Source organism: Parasphingorhabdus sp. DH2-15, from assembly GCF_051668705.1.
Taxonomy (GTDB): Bacteria; Pseudomonadota; Alphaproteobacteria; order Sphingomonadales; family Sphingomonadaceae; genus Alterisphingorhabdus.
Genome location: NZ_CP196351.1, coordinates 233,974 through 254,042, shown reverse-complemented (window position 1 = coordinate 254,042; position 20,069 = coordinate 233,974). Strand labels below are relative to the sequence as shown.

Below are 20,069 nucleotides of genomic sequence, written 5' to 3'. Positions count from 1 at the left end.
CCCTCTAATGCTCTTCCAGCCCCGCCCCATTGGCAGAGAAATTGTTGACCATGTCATTCTCCACCGCTTCTTTGCATATCATTGCGCGCCCATTATATATGACCACGTTGTTTGCCGGCATTAGCATTTTGGCACTCACTGCGCCCGCATATGCACAATCGCAAGACACTGCCCCGCCATCCGCTGGTGATGCTAACGCCACACCGCTCCCAGAAACAATATTGCTGCAAAATCAGCAATTGCAGCCAGTGCGTGAAAATGGTCGCGATACCTACAAACCTGAAAATTTTGACCGCTTTAACCCGCGAACAGCACTGGACATGGTGGCGCAGATTCCTGGGTTCAGCATTTCGGGCACAGACAATAATGAGCGCGGATTGGGTCAGGCGTCGCAAAATGTGCTGATCAATGGCAAACGTATCTCCGGCAAAAGCAATGATGCCGTTACAGCATTAAGCAGGATCAACGCACAGTCAGTTGTCAGGCTGGAGATTGTCGATGGCGCAACATTGGATATTCCCGGTCTGACAGGTCAGGTGCTCAACTTGGTCGTTAAGCGAACAGGATTAAGCGGCAATTTCTCATGGAGGCCGCGACTGCGTGAGCGGATTCAGGATAATCTGTTTGAAGGCGAAATATCGGTTAGCGGCAAATTGGGCAAAGCGGATTTCACCGTTACATTGGCCAATAACGCATTTCGGGGTGGTAATTTTGGCATTGAAGAAGTCACTGCGCCCGATGGCAGCCTGCTTTTCATTCGTGATGAAATTCAGGAATTTCGCGGTGACCGGCCAACTTTGACCCTTTTTTACGGCCGCACGAGCGATGCCGGTTCTATCTTCAATTTTAACGGCAATTTCCAGATTTCCAATATTCGCAACACCATCGATACCTTGCGTGTGGAAGAGGGCGTGCCCGACATCTCAGAGCCCTTTAGCCGCCGCGAAGATGAACGCAATTTCGAGATTAGTGCTGACTATGAATTTGCCGTTGGTGGTGGCCGTTTGAAATTGATCGGCTTTCAACGCTTTGAGCACAGCCCGGAAGTCAATCTGTTTCAATCCATTTTCAGCGATGGTCAGCCGTCCACTGGTAGTCGCTTTGAGCAAACAGCCGATGAGGGTGAGAGCATTTTCCGCAGCGAATATGGCTGGCAGTCCAAAAATGGCAATGATTGGCAGATCGCGCTTGAAGGTGCGTTCAACTTTCTGGATACGCGTGGCAACCTGTTCCTGCTTGATGAAAATGGCGTTTTCGTTCCTGAAGAACTGACAAATGCGACCAGCAGGGTTGAAGAATATCGCGGCGAAGGCACATTCAGCTATGGTCGAAAACTGGCCAGCAACCTTTCATTACAGGCCAATTTGGGCGTCGAATATAGCCAATTACAGCAAAGCGGCCCTGCTGGTCTAACCCGCTCTTTTGTGCGGCCCAAAGGCTCTGTCGCATTCACATGGAACGCATCAAAACGACTGGATATTAACGCGACCATCGAACGGGCCGTTGGGCAATTGAACTTTGGCGCTTTTATCGCCGATGTTGATCTGGCCAATGACAATGAAAATGCGGGCAATCCGCTGCTGGTTCCAGAGCAAAGCTGGAACTTTGAAATTGAGGCTCAGCGCAATTTGGGGGGTCTTGGCAATCTGACATTGCGGACATTTTATAATGTTATCAGCGATATTATTGACCAAGTGCCGATCACAGCGACGACCGAAGCCAATGGCAATCTGGACAGCGCCTCGCGCTATGGCGCGGAATTGAACGGGACAATCCTGCTCGACCCTATTGGTTATAAAGGTGCACGGCTTGACCTGGGTCTGTTCTTTCAGCGCAGCCGCGTAGATGATCCGCTCACCAATATAGCGCGGCGCATTAATGGCGAGCGCATGGCCACAATAGAAGTAGATTTTCGCCACGATATACCGGCTACACAATGGGCGTGGGGCACCAGCTTAAGCCGCCAGTTTGACGCCAGTGTTTTCCGCTTGGACCAGCGCAGCAGACGCTTTAACATTGGCCCGCAAATCAACATATTCGTCGAAAATAAGGATGTATTGGGCCTCACCGTCCGGGCATCTGCGCGCAATATTACCGGGCAAGGCGACGCATTTATCCGCGAGATTTCGCAGGATCGCCGTGACGGGCCGCTTGCCTTTACAGAGCGGCGCGTGCGCGAGTTTGGTGTGGTGCTGGGCCTTGATGTGTCGGGCAATTTCTAAGCCGTTTGCGCTTGTACCATTGGTCATTACACCTATGTAAGAGGCAATCTCTGTCCCGATAGGCAGGAAAACAGGCTGTAGCCAATTGCGGCACATAACAGCGCCCATCTGAAGCAGGAATGTGACCGCCATGCCTCCCGACCATGCCAGCATAGAGGCCGAAAAGGCGGATTGGGCAACCATTCGCCGCTTTCTGCCCTATCTTTGGCCGAAGGACGAGCCAGAACTGCGCATACGCATCATCATTGCGCTGGGTTTGATCCTCGTCAGCAAGGCGCTTATTCTGTCCATGCCCTTTGCCTATAAGGCCGTGGTTGATAGCATGACCGCGCCTGATGCTGCACGCGATGCTGAGGCAGGGCTGACTGTCGTATTGGCGCTTGTTGGCGCTTATGCTCTGGCGCGTTTTGGCGCGGTATGTTCTGACAATTTGCGCAATTTTGTGTTTGAGCGGGTTGGCCAACGCGCAACGCAAAGACTGGCAGAAAATGTCTTTGCCCGGCTGCATCAATTGTCTTTGCGTTTCCATCTGGCGCGCCGAACCGGCGAGGTGACCAAAACGATAGAGCGCGGCACCAAGAGTATTGATACAATGCTCTATTTTCTGCTGTTCAATATTGCCCCTACCGCCATCGAGCTGACTGCCATCATTATCATTTTCGGAGTCAATTTTGGCTGGCCATTGGTCGCAGCAACCTTGGTCATGGTGACGCTATATATCCGTTTCACACAAAAGATCACAGAATGGCGCAACGCTCTGCGCAAAGAGATGAACGATCTCGATAGCGAGACCATGGCCAAGGCCGTGGATTCCCTGCTCAACTATGAAACGGTGAAATATTTCTCCGCCGAAGAGCGCGAAAATCAGCGCTATAGCATGGCAACAAATGCCTATGCCAAAGCGGCAATCAAGTCGGAAAATTCGCTGGCGCTGCTGAATATCGGCCAGTCCTTTATCACCAATTGCATGATGGTCTGCGCCATGGGCTTTAGTGTATGGGGCTGGTCAAAAGGGCAATTGTCTGTGGGCGACCTAGTGCTCGTCAATGCCTTGCTGCTCCAGCTTTTCCGACCGCTTGATCTGCTCGGCATGGTCTATCGCACCATTCGTCAGGGGTTGGTTGATATGGCAGCCATGTTCCGTTTGATAGATACCGAAGTCGAAGTGCGCGATGTTGACCATGCCCTGCCACTGCAATTAGCCAACACAGGCCTGGAATTTGACGATGTCCATTTCGGCTATGATGCCGATAGAGCGATACTCAAAGGTGTCAGCTTCTCCATCAAGCAAGGAGAGACATTGGCGATAGTCGGCCCTTCGGGTGCAGGCAAATCCACCATCGCGCGGCTGTTGTTCCGCTTTTATGATGTTGATAGCGGTGCGATAAAAATAGGCGGGCAGGATGTGCGCGATGTAACCCAAGCCAGTCTGCGCGCCGGTATTGGCATTGTCCCGCAAGATACGGTGCTGTTCAACGATAGTATCGGCTATAATATTGCCTATGGCCGCGGTGATAGCGACCAATCAAATGTGGTGAGCGCTGCCAAAGGCGCCGCGATTGATAAGTTTATTGAGGCTTTGCCACAAGGTTATGACACGCAGGTTGGTGAGCGCGGCCTAAAATTGTCAGGTGGCGAGAAACAGCGCGTTGCCATTGCACGGACATTGGTGAAGAACCCGCCTATCGTGATCTTCGACGAAGCAACAAGCGCGTTGGATAGCCGCACCGAACAGGCCATATTGGGCACTTTGCGCAGCGTTGCAGAGCGGCGTACCACGGTGATGATTGCTCACCGCCTATCGACCGTCACCCATGCCGATCGCATCATTGTGCTTAGCGAAGGGCGGGTCGCTGAAAGCGGAACACATGGGCAATTGCTCGCCAAAGAGGGTCTGTATGCAGAAATGTGGGCGCGGCAACAGACCGAAAAGAACAGTGTCACCGCCTGATAATTCACCCATATCCCTGTTCATGGCCCGCATGCCGAGCATTGCCAAGGGTGATAGCTCTGCCTAATAGTCTGGATAAAGACGCCATATTGGCTTGTTGGTGCAGGGGGAGATATTATGGAGATGCTGATCGCCTTGGTGCTTTTAATGCCTGTGGCTATTATTGTTCTCCTGATCGTCAATTTCACACGTACCAGCAATTTAAAGGGTCAAATCACCCAATTGCACAACAATGTTGATTGGCTAAACCGCCGCATCGACAATTTGCTAAACGATCAAAAGGTTGAGCAGGGCAGCACCTCTGAACAAGAGGCGAAGGCACAAGCGCAGAATGGGCTGGCCAACAATAGCGCATCAGACAATGATGATAGACCAGCACGCCGCCGCGCAGCGGCAGAGGATCTTACCACGCGCAGGCAACAGGTCGCCTATGCCGCGAGTGATAGCAAGGACGCATCGCAACGCACCGAAGTGACGAAGAAAGATGCTGTACCCGAAACCGCACAAGACGCGCCATCGCGCACTATCCATGCTCCCCAAAAGGCAGAAGAGCCCACGGATATATCACAGGACAACAGCTATTTCAAAGGCCTGTCCATCGAAGATATTATCGGTGGCAAATTGCCGATATGGATTGGCGGCATCGCACTTATTTTTGCGGCCTTTTTTCTGGTCCGCTATTCTATTGAAGCTGGGCTGTTTGGCCCGCGCGCGCGCAGCATCACCGCTGCGCTCTTTGGATTGGCACTTGTTGCTGCCAGCCAATTTGGCAGTAAATTACCCCGCATAGGCTTTGCTTTTGACGAAGATAAACGTCTGGGCCAATCGCTTGCAGGGGCCGGCATCGCGATCCTTTATGCCACGCTTTACATGGCGAGTGAGCTATATGGATTATTGCCTCTGATCGCTGCCTTTACATTGGTGGTGGTGATTAGCGCCCTCGCCTTTGCATTAGCGCTGCGTCATGGCCCGCCCACCGCCATCATGGGTGTGGTTGGCGGCTTTTCTGCACCCTTTGTCGCTGGCATGGACGCCAACAACCTACCGCTATTGCTTAGCTATTTGGGTGTGTTCATGGCCGCCCTATTTGCCCTGTCACTATGGCAGCGCTGGCTATGGCTGTTGCTCATGACCATTGGCGGCGGCGGTATCTGGACGATTACGCTAATCGGAACTGCGCTCAACGGCCTGCCCATATTAGGGTTTTTCATTCTCGCTGCGGCGGCGGCTGCAATTGTCACGGCCCTGCGCATGGATAGCAATGACATTGCCCCTAAAACAGAGAAGGGCAAAAACAACTGGCACGACAATCTGAACTTTGACGATGTCGCCATTTATCTGCCGCAAATTGTTGCGCTGGTGCAATTGTGCATATTGGTGCCGCGCATGGAATTTTCGCCGCTCGGCTGGGCGTTCCTTTTCGCCTTGGGCGCATTGTCGCTATTATTGGCATGGCGCGACAACCGGCTATGGCCGTTAACCGCGCTGACGGCCATTGGCTTTATATTCCCCATCATCGCTGGCTGGTATAGCGGCAACGGGCTGGAGAAAATGCTGGGCATCACGCTGGGCTATGCTGCGCTCTTTTCTGGGGTTAGCCATGCTTGGTTGACGCGCAAATCCGTGCAATATGCTGGCGCTGGCCGATGGGGATTGCTGGCGCTTATCCCTATATTGATCGCCTATCAGCTTATAGTATTTCAATATCAGGGGCCGCTCGCTTTTGTGAATAGCGGGTTTCTGGGCTTGATCCTTGCCTTGCCCTGCGCATGGATAGCATGGCAATTCCGCGAATATGATGAGGGCAGCGTCATATCTCTGCCCGAGGCAGCAGCAGCCGTTACAGTCATCATGACAGGCACCGGCCTTATACAGATATTGCCGGGCACATGGCTGGCCATTATCGGCGTAATATTGGCTTTTGGCCTTGCCTTATGGGGGCAGTTCACAAAACGCCGGATGACAATGGCATTAGCCTTTGTGCCTTTTGGCGGCGCAATATTGGCAATGCTGCTCTCACAAGAGGGGGCGCTGGACCAATATCTTGCGACATTGGCAGGCGGCTATATTCAGCATGACCTGTTGCCCCTGCCAACCACTCTCATCATTCCTATATTAGTTCCGGCTTTGCTGATGCTAGCCTCGGCCCTGATCCCGCAAAGCTATGCTCCACAATTTCATGCGCCGCGCCCCATCCGCATGGCCTTTGCGATAGGCGGCGGTGTTTTCACCGCACTATATGCATTGTTATTGGCCAAACAGCCCTTGGCTATCACCAGTTTGGAAGATTTTATCGTCTGGGGTTTCACCGAACGAGCATTGATTACGCTGATTATAGCAGCCAGCGGTGCAGCACTGCTGAAATTTGCTCGCGGATTTGGCAAAATTGCAGGACTGGGCTTGATAGCACTCAGCGCAGTGCGTTTTGTCTGGTTCGATCTGGTCATGTTCAACCCCGTATTGCGTGAGCAGGCCGTGGGCGCATGGCCACTCGCAAATATGGCGGTCTTGCTATGTGCGGCGCTGACAATCTTATTCTGGTGGACCAGCAAACAGACATTGGCCCATGATGATGCGTCAGATAGCGCTATAAGACTGCTGCAAAACTGGCCCATGTTAAGCTATGGAGCGGCTTTGCTGATGTCGATACTGACTGTGATGGTGGCGGTACGGCAATATATTCACGGCACGATCATCGCCTTTGCACCAGTGGAAACGACAGAGAATTATCTCTATTCTGCCGCGCTCTTGCTGCTTGCTCTTGCATGGATTGGTTATGCAATATTGCGATCAGGCCAAAGCAGCAGCCGCACCTTACGTCAGGCAGGACTGGCATTATTAACGCTGGTCACATTAAAGGTCTTTTTGATTGATGCAGCAGCTATGGAGGGCGTGCTGCGTATCCTGTCCTTCTTAGGGTTGGGCGTTGCCTTGATTGTGATTGGCTGGGCCTATCGCCGGTTGCTGGCACGCGATCGCGACGCGCAGGCTGACGCATAAATATGGCCACCATGATAGCGGATAATCCGCACAATATATTGCGCCAGACATTCGGCTTTTCTGGCTTTCGTGGGCGGCAGGAAGCTGTGGTCGATCGCCTGCTGAACGGGCAAAATACTTTGGCAGTCATGCCTACAGGGGCTGGCAAATCACTCTGTTACCAACTGCCAGCATTGGCACGATCAGGCACGGCCATCGTCATTTCCCCGCTCATAGCCCTGATGCATGATCAGATCCGCGCCGCCACAGCTCTGGGCATCCGCGCGGCGGCCATGACATCTGCCGATAGTGACAATGCCGCCACGGCGCAGCGGCTGCGCGATGGTTCGTTGGACCTGTTATATGTCGCGCCCGAACGTGCCACGGGGTCAGGCTTTCAAAACCTTTTAAGCGCTGCCAATATTGCATTGTTTGCCATTGACGAAGCGCATTGCGTCTCTGAATGGGGGCATGACTTCCGCCCAGATTATCGCTTGTTGCGGCCATTGCTTGACCGCTTTGACAATGTGCCGCGTCTGGCGCTGACCGCAACTGCCGACCGCACGACACGCAATGATATTTTGCGGCAATTGGGCATAGCCGAAGATGGTTTGATTCTGGCGGGTTTTGACCGGCCCAATATTCGCTATGCCATCGCCCCGCGTGAGACACCGGCACGCCAAATTGCCGATGTTCTGGCGCGCAATCCAGGTGCTGGCATTGTCTATGCTCCGACGCGCAAGGCGACCGAGAAACTGGCGGCACAAATTGCTGAAACGGGTCGTCCGGTTGGTGTTTATCACGCAGGGCGCCCTGCTGAAGAACGCGCAGCGGCACAGGCCGATTTTGTGCGGTCGGAAAATATGGTGATGGTCGCCACCATCGCCTTTGGCATGGGGATAGACAAGCCTGATGTGCGCTTTGTCATCCATGCCGGATTGCCCAAATCGCTGGAAGCCTATTATCAGGAAACGGGCCGTGCCGGGCGCGATGGGGACCCTGCCGAAGCAGTGATGCTCTGGGGCGCGAGTGACTTTACCTTGGCCCGCCAAAGGCTCAGCGAAGTGGATGAAGAGCGCATGGCGAGCGAACGCGCACGGCTCAATACGTTGGCCGCTCTGGTGGAAGCGCCCACATGCCGCCGCGCTATCTTGCTGCGCCATTTTGATGAACAGCCAGCGCAAATATGCGGCAATTGCGACAATTGCGAAAACCCGCCCAAAATGATCGACGTGACCGAACTGGCCCGCAAATTGTTGAGCGCAGCCTATCGCACTGGCCAGAGCTTTGGCATCACACATTTGGAAAAAGTATTGCTTGGCCGCGATGACCCCAAAATATTGGAGCGCGGCCATAACCGTCTTTCCGTTTTCGGGATTATGAGCGCGGAAGAAGCCCCTTTGTTGCGCGGCGTCATGCGCAGCCTGATGGCGCATGACATGCTGACCAGCACTGAACATGGCGGGCTGGCAATCGGCGCTGCTGCGCGACCTGTTTTGCGCGGGGAGCAAAAGGTGATGATTGCCGAGCCACCAAAACGCAAATCGCGCCGCGGGCGTGCTGGACAAACGCCCAATCCGGTCGGCGACCCGCTGTTTGAAGCGCTACGCGACACGCGCAAGGCACTGGCCGATGCCAGCAATGTGCCGCCCTATGTCATTTTCCACGATAGCGTGCTGCGCGATATGGTGCGCACTCGCCCCGTCTCTTTAAACGATCTGGCCGTACTGCCCGGCATTGGCGCCAAAAAGCTGGACGCTTATGGCGATGCTTTTCTGGCGGTAATCCGGCAATATTAAGGTTTCTGTTTTGCATTTCTCATCATGCGAAAACTTTGCTATCTCAAACCATATGCACAGTGCCAGACTATTTTTGATAGCGATATGCGTCTGTTTCACCATGGCGGCTTGTACAACGCCTAAGGGACCAGAAACGGATAATTTTGGCGTAGCTTTCGACACCAATATACCTGCTGATGTGCGGTCTTTTATTGTCCAGCGTCAGGCCTGTGACCATTTCCGCAGCGAGCCACGTGGGGACGATGCTGCGCGCGACGCATTTCTCGATAGCCAGATTGCTGAAACGTGCATTGGGACTGATAAAAAGCTGGCAGTACTGAAATTGCAATATCAGGATGATAAACAGGTCACCGCAATATTGCGTGAATTTGAAGAGGACATAGAGACATGACCATAGCACAAGTTTTTACGGCTTCCGCTTTAGCCATTGTGACACCCTTATTTTTGGCTGGTTGCTCAACGTCTACGGATGCTGACCAGTCCAATATTGCACCAGAAACCCCTGAAACACCTGATGCTCCTGCAATCACTACCGCTAATAAGGATGAGAATATGTTCCGTACCCTGACCGACGATATGCTTGTCGCCCCGCAAATTACCGTGGCCGATGTCGCCGAGGCCAAGGCGCAGGGCGTGACATTGATTATCAACAACCGGCCCGATGATGAAGAGCCGGGCCAGCCTGCGGGCGATGATATTAAGGCGGCGGCTGAGGCAGCGGGCATTACCTATATCGCCATTCCCGTCACCCATGCCGGTTTTTCCGCGCCGCAAATTGATGCGTTGGATAAGGCGCTGGATGTAGCTGATAAGGGCAAAACACTTGCTTTCTGCCGGTCGGGCACACGCTCCACATTGCTATGGTCGCTGCGTCAGGCGCGTGATGGTATGCCGGTGGGTGAGATTGCCCGTCTGGCTGGCAATGCCGGCTATGATGTCAGCATGATCCGCCCCCTACTGGACCAATTGGCAGGACAGGCTAGCGGAGAGTAAACTTAGACGGTCATATACCGTTCACTGCAACATGCTAATCTTTGCACCATGAACTTACTTTTCATCACTCTGGGTTCCTTCATCATCATCCTTGCGGTGACGGCATTGGTGAGAGGTTTGCGCTTAGGCGAAGTGCGGCTTGGAAATCGGTCACAGGCATGTGCATGGGCAGAGAGAAACATCCCCTTCTTCACTGCGCAAGAGGCGATTATTTCAGAAGATGGTCAGTCTGCACTGGTGATTGATAGCGAGGAGCGAGTGGTTGTGATCAAACGCCATGGCTCCAAATTTGCAGGCCGGTTGCTGAATAAGCCCATTGATGCGCATCAGGAAGGGCCAATCTGGTGCATTGGTAGCGGTGACAAGCAATTCGGCAGAGTGCGTATGCAGTGCGATGTAAAAGGACAGCACCGCTTGCTGGCTCTGCTATAAGCAGGTAAAGCGACGCGATGGATATCTCTCTGCCTAGCCCTACACAGATAGCCGTTCCGCTGTTCATCATCGCGATACTGGTCGAGATATGGATAGCGCGGACCAAGGCACGTGATAGCTATGATCCGCAGGATACTTTTACCTCGCTCATGCTGGGCTTGGGTAGCACAGTGGCAGGCGGTCTGGTTGGCGGATTTTATCTGGCCGTTGCCTTTATCGCCTATGACTTTCGCATTTTTGATGCAGGACCGCAATGGTGGGCGGTCTGGTGGACATGGCCGCTGGCCTTTGTACTGGATGATCTGGCCTATTATTGGAAGCACCGTCTGGGCCACAGAATGCGCTGGATGTGGGCAGCGCATGTCATCCATCACAGCAGCCAGCATTATAATCTGTCTACTGCGCTGCGCCAGACATGGACGGGATTTCTCACCCCGGGATTTATCATTAGCCTGCCAATGTTCCTGTTGGGTTTCCACCCGTTAATGGTGGCTTTTTGCGGAGGCCTTAATCTGGTCTATCAATTCTGGATCCATACCGAAACCATCGACAAAATGCCGCGCTGGTTCGAATGGGCATTGAACACTCCCAGCCATCACCGTGTCCACCACGCCACCAACCCGCGCTATTTGGACAGCAATTATGCCGGCGTCTTTATGTTCTGGGACCGGATGTTCGGCACATTCACTCCGGAAACGGATGGTGAAGAGATACGCTATGGCATTGTCCGCCAATTAGGCAGCTTCAATATTTTATGGGCCGCTTTTCATGAATGGGTTGGTCTGGCCAGCGATATCGCACGGGCACCGAGTTGGAAAGCACGGGCCAATTATCTGATCAAACCGCCGGGATGGACCCATGACAATAGCCGCGACACCAGCGATAGCCTGAAAGCGCGCTGGCTCACTGAGAATGCACATAATAAGCGGATCGAACCTGTCACGCCCGCAAGCACCGTCACTCCAGCGGAATAGCCTCAAGATAATATGGCCAGTCATGCTAACAATGATGGACAAATTTAATCGACTGATTAAACTCTCCTGATAACAATATAAGCATGATAATATATAGGCGGGAGAGTGTAATATGGCGGAATATGACATTATCGTCATTGGTGGCGGATCAGCAGGCAGCGCGGTTGCAGGGCGCCTGAGCGAAGACCCCAATCTGTCCATATGCTTGCTGGAAGCAGGTGGCCGCAATAATGGTGTGCGTGTCAAAACGCCTGGCTTACTGCCCTTTCTGCCCAACAACACCAATTGGCGTTTTGATACTGTCCCGCAAAAAGGGTTGAACGGACGTATTGGCTATCAACCGCGCGGCCGCGGGCTGGGCGGTTCCAGTGCGATTAACGCCATGGTGTATATTCGCGGATCGAAATGGGATTATGACAATTGGGCCGCGTCGCAATCTGATGGCGGGGAAGGCTGTGCTGGATGGTCCTATGATGACGTTCTGCCTTATTTCAAACGCAGTGAAAGCAATGAGCGCGGGGGCAATGATTTCCACGGCGCGGACGGGCCATTATCTGTCAGCGATCAACATTGGTCCAACCCGTTGAGCAAGGCCTTTGTCAAAGCCACAGAAGAGTTACAGCTGCCGCGCAATAATGATTTCAACGGCGAAACACAGGAAGGATATGGCTTCTACCAGGTCACACAGAAAAAGGGGGAGCGCTGGAGCGCCGCGCGCGCCTATATTGAGCCGCACCGTAACCGCAGCAATCTGCATATCCGCACCGGCGCATTGGTGGCGCGGCTAGAAACAGGGGAAGGCCGCGTTATAGGTGTAACATTGAAGAACCTGCTGGGCGAAGAAACATTGCACGCACGCAAAGCGGTGATCTTATCCGCAGGTGCCTTTGGCACGCCGCATATTCTGCAACTTTCCGGCATCGGCCCGGGCGCGCATTTGCAGGAGCATGGCATTAATGTCGTGCATGACAATGCGCATATCGGGTCGCATTTGCAGGACCATCTGGACTATGTCGCCAGCTTTGAAACGCCGGATAGTGATGCCAGCTTTGGTTCGTCTCTTGCAGGAACAGCGCGCATGGCAAAGGCGCTGGTCGAGCACAGGCGCAGGCGGACAGGCATTTTGACCACACCTTATGCAGAAAGCGGCGGTTTCGCGCGCTCGGCACCTGATGTGCCTTCCCCTGATATTCAATATCATTTCGTTCCGGCGATGCTGGAGGATCATGGCCGCGAAAATGTCAAAGGCCATGGCTTTAGCTGTCACGCATGCGTGTTGCGCCCGGAAAGCAAAGGCACTGTCCGGCTGGCCAGCACAAACCCCAAAGCTGCACCGGCAATTGACCCCAATTTTCTGACTGATGAGCGTGATATGGCGGTTTTGCGTGCGGGTATTCGCACCATGTACCGCATATTTGATGCGCCGGCACTGCGCGATTATCAACCGCAGGACCGCTACCCCGTCAATCTGGACAATGATGATGTGTTGGATGCGATCATCCGCGAACGGTCTGACACGGTTTACCACCCGGTCGGCACCTGCCGCATGGGCCCGAATGACGATGACCCGCTAACGCCGCGTCTGAAATTTCGCGGACTAGAAGGGCTATATGTAGCGGATGCCAGCGTGATGCCCAAAATCGTCAGCGGCAACACCAATGCGCCCTCCATCATGATTGGAGAGCGCTGCGCTGATTTCGTCAAAGAGGATTTGCGGTCATAAAACGCATCCTATTACACCAAACTTGGCACAAAAAAACCGGAGCATTGCTGCCCCGGCTTTCTTTATGTGTACTGATATAAGGATCAGTAGTTATAAGCACGCTCACCATGTTCGGCGAGGTCAAGGCCTTCACGCTCTTGCTCTTCTGTAACCCGTAAGCCAGTAACCAGCTTGACGATGAAGAAGGCAATCGCAGAACCGCCACCGGCCCAGATAATTGCAATCAAAACCGATACGACCTGCTTCACAAACTGATCGGCAAAGTCATAATCAACGCCGCCTTGGCCACCCAGAGCATCAAGGTTGACAACGGCAACACCGATTGAGCCGACAATACCGCCCAAGCCGTGAATACCAAAGGCATCGAGACTGTCATCAAAGCCCATTTTCGGCTTCAAACGCATAACGAACAAGCAGCAGATGATTGATGCTAGACCGCCGAGCAAGATAGCACCCGCAGGGCCGCTATTGCCCGCAGCTGGTGTAATCGCAACCAGACCGGCAATCGCGCCAGAACATGCGCCGAGCAAAGAGCCTTTTCCGCCCAATACCCGCTCAGTCAGCATCCAGAACAACACACCGCCAGCAGTCGCTGCAAAAGTGTTGATCATTGCCAGAGCAGCATCGCCATTGGCTTCCAGTGCCGAACCGGCGTTGAAACCAAACCAGCCAACCCAGAGCAATCCGGTACCGATCAAGGTCATGGTCAGCGAGTGCGGAGCCATAATCTCTTTTTGATAGCCCATGCGTTTGCCAACAAAATATGCACCCACCAAGGCAGAGATACCTGCATTGATATGGACAACAGTACCGCCAGCAAAATCAAGCGCTTCCCACTGGTTGAAGATATAGCCATCACCATCCCACACCATGTGTGCGATTGGGAAATAGACAATGGTCAACCAGATAATGGCAAAGAGCATCAAAGCCGAAAACTTCATCCGCTCAACCAGACCGCCAATAACCAGCGATATGGTGATCGCAGCAAAGGTCATCTGGAACGCGATAAAGACATATTCCGGGATTTTGAAACCATCGCTAAATGTGTCTGCCAGGCTATCTTTGCCGACACCGGCCAGAAACACCTTCGCAAAATCATCATAGAACAGGCCGCCATCGCCGCCAAAAGTGATGGAATAGCCATAAAGGATCCAGATAATCATCGCCAATGCACTGACCGCAATAATCTGGGTCAATACAGACAGCATATTCTTTGTCCGAACCAGACCGCCATAAAAGAGCGACAGGCCAGGTACGATCATGGCCATAACCAATATAGTGGCGACCATCATCCAAGTTGTGTCGCCCTTATCCACGACAGGCGCGGCGGCATCTTGTGCCCAAGCAGGCGTGACAGACAATGCTGCAAGCGCTGCCAGCCCGGCCATTTTTGATAGTGTTTTTATCATTATTGCTTTCCCTTTCGGCTTATAGCGCTTCGTCGCCGGACTCACCGGTGCGGATGCGGGTTGCAGATTCAAGGTCCAGTACAAAGATTTTGCCATCGCCAATGGATTCGCTGCCTGCGGTCGACTGAATGGTCTCAACCACTTGACCGGCAAGATCAGCAGGAACGGCTATTTCCAATTTGACTTTAGGCACCATGTTAATGGTGTATTCCGCCCCGCGATAGATTTCGGTCTGCCCTTTCTGGCGACCAAATCCCTTAACCTCTGTTACAGTCATCCCTGCCACACCGATGGCAGAGAGCGCTTCACGCACCTCTTCCAGCTTGTGCGGCTTAATGACAGCAATAATATATTTCATGCTGTTGCCTTCCCCGATTTACGCCCGGCACATCGATTCGCATCGTGCCCCTGCAGCTAATGAAGCATCAAGTTAAGCAAAGATTTTATTGCGGTGCAACAATTTCAGTGAGTTTTAAGCAATTTTATTGCTGCGACGCACAAATCAGAGTTTTTCAAGCAAGTTTTGTGCGTCTTCATAGCCGATTCGTATCAATTCATCGGCTTTCGTGAAGTCCTGAATATCAATATGCCCTACACGCAGGGGCAAAAGGACGTCCGGCGGATCAAGCGCAAGCGCATATTTGGCCAAATTAGAAAGCGAAAGCCCTATGCTGGCCTTTGTCACGGCTACACTGCTCGGACTATTATTGTGCGCTGCAGCAATTCCTGCAGCACGTGCTCTGTTAACATAATCATTTTGCAGGCTGGCCGCCACGCAAGGCAGGTTGGGAGCCAATGAGCGTGCAGCAGAGACCGGCACGGGCTGCGCCGCTCCGCCATCAACAAGCAATTGTTCACCCCGTGCAACGGGCGGAAAGATGCCCGGCAATGACATGGACGCGCGAATCGCAGGAATTAATGACCCTTCGCCAATCTCCACCGTCTCTCCAGTGACAAGATCAGCGCTAATCGCCAAAAATGGAATGGAGAGGTCTTTAAACTCCAAATCGCCCAGATACTCCGCTAACCTGCCTTCAATACGCTTGCCACCTATTAACCCGCCGCGTCGCCAATGTGGGTCAATATAGCGCAGCATCGCCAAGACATTGGTTGATCTGGCAATTTCTTCCAGCTCCTCCATCTTGTCCGCCGCATAACAGGCCCCGACAATCGCGCCGATAGATGTTCCAGCGATAGCGGCAATCTCAATATTCTGTTCTTTAAACGCGTGAAGTACGCCAATATGCGCCCAACCCAGCCCGGCACCGCCACCCAGAGCAAGACTGATTTTCATGATGGTGCGCCTTCCGGCGGCGTACCTTGCCGCCATGGTGCATTTTCATCGTCATCATCGACAATCTGGCGGCGATGCAATTCTTCCAGTTCGGCGGAATATAACGCCAATATATCACGCGCCTGAGACTCATCCTCGCGCAACACCATCAGGCGGGCAGGCGTCATAAAGCCAAGGCCAAGACTTGCCATCCCTGCATCCATTATGTGCGCATCAATACCCTCTCCGAACAGTTTGAGTCGCGCCAGATCAGCCTCAACATGGCTGGCATATTCAGCGACGGTGACCAGACTCATTGCTTTGTGCCTTCTTCATTATCTTCTGCCTGAACTGGCCCGAAATATTGATCCGTTGGTGTGACGGGCAAACCATCTATAGAGTGTGTGCGGCCTGAGACTTTGGCCAGCCATTGGGCTTCATCCAACTGGCTATGGGCTTTTTGCAACGTATGCCGCTCTTTTTCCACACGCATATGCGGCACGCCCCAGCCACAGCTGGTTTGCACGCTCTCCACGGTGATATCGAAAATCTGTCTGGTTCCGGGAAGCAAAGTGAAATTTTTGGCAAGCACATCCCATGCATTGTCTTTTGGCAAGACTGGTCGGCCATGGCCATAGATGCGCAAAATCAATGCGGGGTTTTCAAAATTACAAAACATCAAAGTTATGCGTCCATCCGCAATCAAATGCGCATGGGTTTCATTGCCTGATCCGCCCAGATCAAGATAGGCCACACGATCAGGCGACAAAATGCGGAATACATCATAGCCTTTAGGAGAGAGGTTTATGCGACCATCTTTATGCGCTGTAGCAACGAAGAAAAGCGGCTGCTTGGCGATCATAGCCATATGCTTATCATTCAATGTGTCGAAAAATTCAGCCATCAGCGCGTCCTCCTGCAATCAGTCTGGGGTGCAATCAGTTCGGGTCAAACACTATTATGCCGCTGTTCCTCCGACAGTAATGCCATCAACCAGCAAAGTCGGTTGCCCCACACCGGCCGGCACAGACTGACCGCCTTTGCCACAAATGCCAACGCCTTCATCCAGCGCCATATCATTGCCAATACCAATGATGCGCTGCATCACAGTCGGGCCATCACCGATCAATGTCGCGCCTTTGATTGGTGCGCCCAGCTTACCATTTTCAATCTTGTAAGCCTCAGTGCAGGAAAAGACGAATTTGCCCGAAACAATATCAACTTGCCCGCCGCCAAAGCTCTTGGCAAAAATTCCGTTCTTTACCCGGCTTAAAAGCTCATCAGGGTTGTCGTTGCCCCCGCGCATAAAAGTGTTGGTCATGCGCGGCATCGGCGCATGAGCATAGCTTTCGCGGCGGCCATTCCCGGTTGCTGGAACACCCATCAGCCGTGCATTAAGCCTATCCTGCATATAGCCGGTCAATATGCCGTCCTCAATCAACACATTTTCCTGTGTTGGCGTGCCCTCATCATCAATAGACAGCGAACCGCGCCGCTGATCCATGGTGCCATCATCTACCACGGTAACGCCCTTGGCAGCGACCTGCTCACCCATGCGACCGGAAAATGTGCTGGTGCCCTTGCGGTTGAAATCGCCTTCCAGACCATGGCCCACCGCTTCATGCAACAGCACACCCGGCCAACCGGGGCCGAGCAAGACAGTCATTTCACCTGCAGGCGCATCGACGCTTTCAAGGTTCACCAGTGCCTGTGCCAGAGCTTCGTCAATCGCGCGATTCCATTGATCTTCTGCGAAAAGCCGATCGTAAAGATAACGACCGCCAACACCAAAATTGCCCATCTCTCGGCGTCCATTTGATTCGACAATGATGCTCACATTCAAACGCACCAAAGGCCGCACGTCCTGCGCACGAAAACCGTCAGCGCGAATGATATCAATAACGTCATAAACCGCAGACAGGCTGGCAGACACTTGGACCACACGCGGATCACGCGCCCGCGCTGCAGCGTCAATTTTTTCCAATAGCGCCACCTTATCTTCAAAAGGTACAGCTTCCAGTGGGTTAGCATCACCATAATATTTGCGGTTGCTGGTGCGCGGCGCAGCCGATTGCTGTGTTCCAGCCTCCAGCAGTTTCAGCGTTTCCGCGGCACGCCGGATACCGGCCTCGCTGACATCATTGCTATGCGCAAAGCCTGTTGTTTCCCGTGCGACACCGCGCAGACCAAAGCCGCGATCAGTGGAATAATCCGCCATTTTCAAACGGCCATCATCAAAAACAAAGCTCTCGCTCGCCTGATATTGCAGATAGAGTTCGCCATCATCACAATTCTTAAGTGATTGGACCGTCAGGGCTGCCGCGCGGTCAGGGTCAAGTCCGACCCCTTCGCCATTGGTATTATAAATATATTGTCTGGGGTCGCCTTGCGCGAAGAGTTTTGTATCAGTCATGACCTTAACATAGTCATGTCATCTGCTTATGTCATCTAGAAGGCTCAAGACTTTTTGCGACTGTTGGCAAACGCGTTTTGGCTCAATTCGCAGTTGCGTCCTGACCTGCGACATCGGCAGGGCTACCGATCAAAACATAGCGACGATCACAATAGCCACACTCGGCATAGCCTTTTTCATCAATTTCAAACCACACACGCGGATGGCCCAGCGCAGCGCCGCCGAGAATATCAGTAGCACCGTCGCAGCTCACGCGCCGCGAATTGGTTCGGACTATTTCAACATTGTCATTCATGGGCACAAATTAGCAATGCAGCGAAGCATCATCAATCGAAAATAGCAGAGAAAACGCATCCGCCCACAGTTAATGGGTGATAAGCATAGCCAAAAATGCAATTTGATATCAAAAATAGGTAACGTTGATCTGAAACGTACCGCGATAGGTACCTGGCGCCTGATCGGCATTAACTTGCAACGTGCCGCCTACGCGCAAATCCAGCACGCCCGCAGCACCCAGAAAACGGAATGCAGGACCATTAAGCGTCAATGCGCTAACATTCATGGTCTCACTGCCGCCATCTCGAGTCAAAACCGGTAAGGGGCCGCGCGATACAAATATAAACTGTAGCGGGCCACCAAATGTCAAAAAGCGGGCTGCCGCACCATTTTGTGAACCTCCGACTAGATTGCCAGACAATGTCCGGCCATCATCTGCAGCATTAATGGTGACTGTGCCGGCCGTATTACCAGCAATGAGGCTACCAAATTCCAAATCAGTCGTATTGACCAATTCCAATGGCTGCAAAACAACAGCGGAAGAATCAGCTGTATCTTGTGCCCGCGCCTTGCCGGATAAGGTCAGGGACAATATGGCCACCAAAATAGCAGCAAATAATGCGCGCCATTCGCGCTGATGAAAGATGGTCTGGCTGGTCATGAGCCTTCATATATGCAGCGACCCGTAAATATAGTTTGAAGCCTGTGGTTAACGATCATTAAGACTTTGTCGGGAAAAACCAGCTTTCCCTAACGAAATTCCAAAAATCACTCTTTTGAGAAAGTGAAGACGTTGCACAAAAGATATGTTTTGCACCGTTTTACATATTGCTGCGACCGCAATGGGGAAATCTGGCTTTGAGCATAAGTCCAAATTTATGTTATCGCCGCCCCGGCCGCCGATTGCGGCGCGGATCTTTCCATTTGAACGCGCTATCTGCAACGGGCTGATTATAACGATGGCCTGTCAGGCTGATAGTTGTGCGGTTATTTTTCGAATCCAAAGCTACCCAACCAGCCATTTCCAAACCTGCCGGCGCGTTGGCGTCGCGGCGAAACACCATGGTGATAGTGCCATATTCCGGCCTTTTTGGGTCCTTCACTTCGACGCTGATAACATTGGGGTTGCCGGTTGAGATTAACCGGCCATAGCGGCGAACATCGCGATTCGGATCCAATAATGCGCCTAAAGGGCTGTTCTTAATGGGCCAGCGCTGCACCTGCCGAACCTCATAATCAATCATGGTCAGGGCGCGCCCATCTGCAACAATCAGCAAGGGCACGTCTTTTTGATACTGAAAACGAATTTTGCCCGGTTGTTTGAGCAATAAGGACCCGCTCAGCTCCTGACGGTTCCTGTCTGTCTGAACAAAATTGGCTTTTAATGTAGTAATACCGCGCAAATGCTGGGATACGCGGTCAAGGTCAGTTCCTGATTTCGCCTGAGCAGCCGCAGGGTCGGTTGAGATCATTACAATAGGCGCGGCGACAATCGCGCTCAGCAATATTCCAGCGATATAGCGATGCATCATATTTTCAATCCCGTCATCATCATGCTCTCATCATGATTGTTACGGGTTGAATAGCAACTGAACCATTACAGGCAAGAAGACTTTGTTGGGTTT

At 52.7% G+C, this 20,069-nt stretch carries 18 protein-coding genes; 9 read left to right on the top strand and 9 right to left on the bottom strand.

All coding sequences use genetic code 11. The annotated features are described in order from the left end of the window. The first annotated feature begins 98 nt into the window (after nt 1–98). The 9 genes from ACR9YC_RS01170 to ACR9YC_RS01130 all read left to right on the top strand — a co-directional run bounded on the left by ACR9YC_RS01170 (nt 99) and on the right by ACR9YC_RS01130 (nt 13,073). Nucleotides 99–2,222 (top strand): TonB-dependent receptor plug domain-containing protein, encoded by a 2,124-nt coding sequence (locus ACR9YC_RS01170; RefSeq protein ID WP_438728887.1) that lies wholly within the window; start codon nt 99–101, stop codon nt 2,220–2,222. Nucleotides 2,223–2,352: 130 nt separating this feature from the next. Further along, nucleotides 2,353–4,173 carry an ABCB family ABC transporter ATP-binding protein/permease gene (locus ACR9YC_RS01165; protein WP_438728885.1) on the top strand — a complete coding sequence of 607 codons (1,821 nt, stop codon included), beginning with the start codon at nt 2,353–2,355 and terminating at the stop codon, nt 4,171–4,173. 117 nt (nt 4,174–4,290) lie between these two features. After that, nucleotides 4,291–7,173 (top strand): DUF2339 domain-containing protein, encoded by a 2,883-nt coding sequence (locus ACR9YC_RS01160; RefSeq protein ID WP_438728883.1) that lies wholly within the window; start codon nt 4,291–4,293, stop codon nt 7,171–7,173. 11 nt (nt 7,174–7,184) lie between these two features. Continuing rightward, nucleotides 7,185–8,951 (top strand): DNA helicase RecQ, encoded by a 1,767-nt coding sequence (gene recQ / locus ACR9YC_RS01155; protein ID WP_438731906.1) that lies wholly within the window; start codon nt 7,185–7,187, stop codon nt 8,949–8,951. A 100-nt stretch (nt 8,952–9,051) separates the two neighbouring features. Continuing rightward, nucleotides 9,052–9,342, top strand: a complete 291-nt coding sequence (locus tag ACR9YC_RS01150) for a hypothetical protein (protein WP_438728881.1) — start codon at nt 9,052–9,054, stop codon at nt 9,340–9,342. A gap of 161 nt (nt 9,343–9,503) precedes the next feature. Next, the gene (locus ACR9YC_RS01145) at nt 9,504–9,944 is read left to right on the top strand and encodes a TIGR01244 family sulfur transferase (protein ID WP_438731903.1); all 441 of its coding nucleotides are present in this window, start codon (nt 9,504–9,506) and stop codon (nt 9,942–9,944) included. 48 nt (nt 9,945–9,992) lie between these two features. After that, complete coding sequence (locus ACR9YC_RS01140) at nt 9,993–10,376, top strand: hypothetical protein (RefSeq protein ID WP_438728879.1); 384 nt, start codon at nt 9,993–9,995, stop codon at nt 10,374–10,376. A gap of 17 nt (nt 10,377–10,393) precedes the next feature. Further along, nucleotides 10,394–11,350, top strand: a complete 957-nt coding sequence (locus ACR9YC_RS01135; protein ID WP_438728877.1) for a sterol desaturase family protein — start codon at nt 10,394–10,396, stop codon at nt 11,348–11,350. 112 nt (nt 11,351–11,462) lie between these two features. Further along, complete coding sequence (locus tag ACR9YC_RS01130; RefSeq protein ID WP_438728875.1) at nt 11,463–13,073, top strand: GMC family oxidoreductase; 1,611 nt, start codon at nt 11,463–11,465, stop codon at nt 13,071–13,073. Between the two features lie 83 nt (nt 13,074–13,156). On the opposite strand, the gene ACR9YC_RS01125 is transcribed toward ACR9YC_RS01130, so the two are convergent. The 9 genes from ACR9YC_RS01125 to ACR9YC_RS01085 all read right to left on the bottom strand — a co-directional run bounded on the left by ACR9YC_RS01125 (nt 13,157) and on the right by ACR9YC_RS01085 (nt 19,973). Continuing rightward, the gene (locus tag ACR9YC_RS01125; RefSeq protein ID WP_438728873.1) at nt 13,157–14,482 is read right to left on the bottom strand and encodes an ammonium transporter; all 1,326 of its coding nucleotides are present in this window, start codon (nt 14,480–14,482) and stop codon (nt 13,157–13,159) included. Nucleotides 14,483–14,501: 19 nt separating this feature from the next. Continuing rightward, nucleotides 14,502–14,840, bottom strand: a complete 339-nt coding sequence (locus tag ACR9YC_RS01120; RefSeq protein WP_438728871.1) for a P-II family nitrogen regulator — start codon at nt 14,838–14,840, stop codon at nt 14,502–14,504. A gap of 144 nt (nt 14,841–14,984) precedes the next feature. After that, on the bottom strand, nt 14,985–15,776 hold the full coding sequence (locus tag ACR9YC_RS01115; protein ID WP_438728869.1) for a patatin-like phospholipase family protein: 792 nt from the start codon (nt 15,774–15,776) through the stop codon (nt 14,985–14,987). Next, complete coding sequence (locus ACR9YC_RS01110; RefSeq protein ID WP_438728867.1) at nt 15,773–16,072, bottom strand: putative signal transducing protein; 300 nt, start codon at nt 16,070–16,072, stop codon at nt 15,773–15,775. The genes ACR9YC_RS01115 and ACR9YC_RS01110 overlap by 4 nt, the downstream gene beginning before the upstream one ends. Next, nucleotides 16,069–16,659: a pyridoxamine 5'-phosphate oxidase family protein gene (locus tag ACR9YC_RS01105; protein ID WP_438728865.1), complete on the bottom strand. Its 591-nt coding sequence runs from the start codon at nt 16,657–16,659 to the stop codon at nt 16,069–16,071. Before ACR9YC_RS01105 ends, ACR9YC_RS01110 begins: the two co-directional genes overlap by 4 nt. Before the next feature lie 54 nt (nt 16,660–16,713). Continuing rightward, complete coding sequence (tldD, locus tag ACR9YC_RS01100; protein WP_438728863.1) at nt 16,714–18,168, bottom strand: metalloprotease TldD; 1,455 nt, start codon at nt 18,166–18,168, stop codon at nt 16,714–16,716. A gap of 82 nt (nt 18,169–18,250) precedes the next feature. Then, complete coding sequence (locus ACR9YC_RS01095) at nt 18,251–18,463, bottom strand: zinc-finger domain-containing protein (protein ID WP_438728861.1); 213 nt, start codon at nt 18,461–18,463, stop codon at nt 18,251–18,253. 108 nt (nt 18,464–18,571) lie between these two features. Then, on the bottom strand, nt 18,572–19,105 hold the full coding sequence (locus ACR9YC_RS01090) for a DUF4402 domain-containing protein (protein WP_438728859.1): 534 nt from the start codon (nt 19,103–19,105) through the stop codon (nt 18,572–18,574). A gap of 220 nt (nt 19,106–19,325) precedes the next feature. Further along, nucleotides 19,326–19,973 carry a LolA family protein gene (locus ACR9YC_RS01085; protein WP_438731900.1) on the bottom strand — a complete coding sequence of 216 codons (648 nt, stop codon included), beginning with the start codon at nt 19,971–19,973 and terminating at the stop codon, nt 19,326–19,328. Nucleotides 19,974–20,069 lie beyond the last annotated feature (96 nt).

Bases quoted from the DNA above. Each gene is read 5' to 3' on its own strand.
- ACR9YC_RS01170 (WP_438728887.1), top strand. From the start codon at position 99: ATGACCACGTTGTTTGCCGGCATTAGCATTTTGGCACTCACTGCGCCC.
- ACR9YC_RS01165 (WP_438728885.1), top strand. From the start codon at position 2,353: ATGCCTCCCGACCATGCCAGCATAGAGGCCGAAAAGGCGGATTGGGCA.
- ACR9YC_RS01160 (WP_438728883.1), top strand. From the start codon at position 4,291: ATGGAGATGCTGATCGCCTTGGTGCTTTTAATGCCTGTGGCTATTATT.
- recQ (WP_438731906.1), top strand. From the start codon at position 7,185: ATGATAGCGGATAATCCGCACAATATATTGCGCCAGACATTCGGCTTT.
- ACR9YC_RS01150 (WP_438728881.1), top strand. From the start codon at position 9,052: ATGGCGGCTTGTACAACGCCTAAGGGACCAGAAACGGATAATTTTGGC.
- ACR9YC_RS01145 (WP_438731903.1), top strand. From the start codon at position 9,504: ATGTTCCGTACCCTGACCGACGATATGCTTGTCGCCCCGCAAATTACC.
- ACR9YC_RS01140 (WP_438728879.1), top strand. From the start codon at position 9,993: ATGAACTTACTTTTCATCACTCTGGGTTCCTTCATCATCATCCTTGCG.
- ACR9YC_RS01135 (WP_438728877.1), top strand. From the start codon at position 10,394: ATGGATATCTCTCTGCCTAGCCCTACACAGATAGCCGTTCCGCTGTTC.
- ACR9YC_RS01130 (WP_438728875.1), top strand. From the start codon at position 11,463: ATGGCGGAATATGACATTATCGTCATTGGTGGCGGATCAGCAGGCAGC.
- ACR9YC_RS01125 (WP_438728873.1), bottom strand. From the start codon at position 14,482: ATGATAAAAACACTATCAAAAATGGCCGGGCTGGCAGCGCTTGCAGCA.
- ACR9YC_RS01120 (WP_438728871.1), bottom strand. From the start codon at position 14,840: ATGAAATATATTATTGCTGTCATTAAGCCGCACAAGCTGGAAGAGGTG.
- ACR9YC_RS01115 (WP_438728869.1), bottom strand. From the start codon at position 15,776: ATGAAAATCAGTCTTGCTCTGGGTGGCGGTGCCGGGCTGGGTTGGGCG.
- ACR9YC_RS01110 (WP_438728867.1), bottom strand. From the start codon at position 16,072: ATGAGTCTGGTCACCGTCGCTGAATATGCCAGCCATGTTGAGGCTGAT.
- ACR9YC_RS01105 (WP_438728865.1), bottom strand. From the start codon at position 16,659: ATGGCTGAATTTTTCGACACATTGAATGATAAGCATATGGCTATGATC.
- tldD (WP_438728863.1), bottom strand. From the start codon at position 18,168: ATGACTGATACAAAACTCTTCGCGCAAGGCGACCCCAGACAATATATT.
- ACR9YC_RS01095 (WP_438728861.1), bottom strand. From the start codon at position 18,463: ATGAATGACAATGTTGAAATAGTCCGAACCAATTCGCGGCGCGTGAGC.
- ACR9YC_RS01090 (WP_438728859.1), bottom strand. From the start codon at position 19,105: ATGACCAGCCAGACCATCTTTCATCAGCGCGAATGGCGCGCATTATTT.
- ACR9YC_RS01085 (WP_438731900.1), bottom strand. From the start codon at position 19,973: ATGCATCGCTATATCGCTGGAATATTGCTGAGCGCGATTGTCGCCGCG.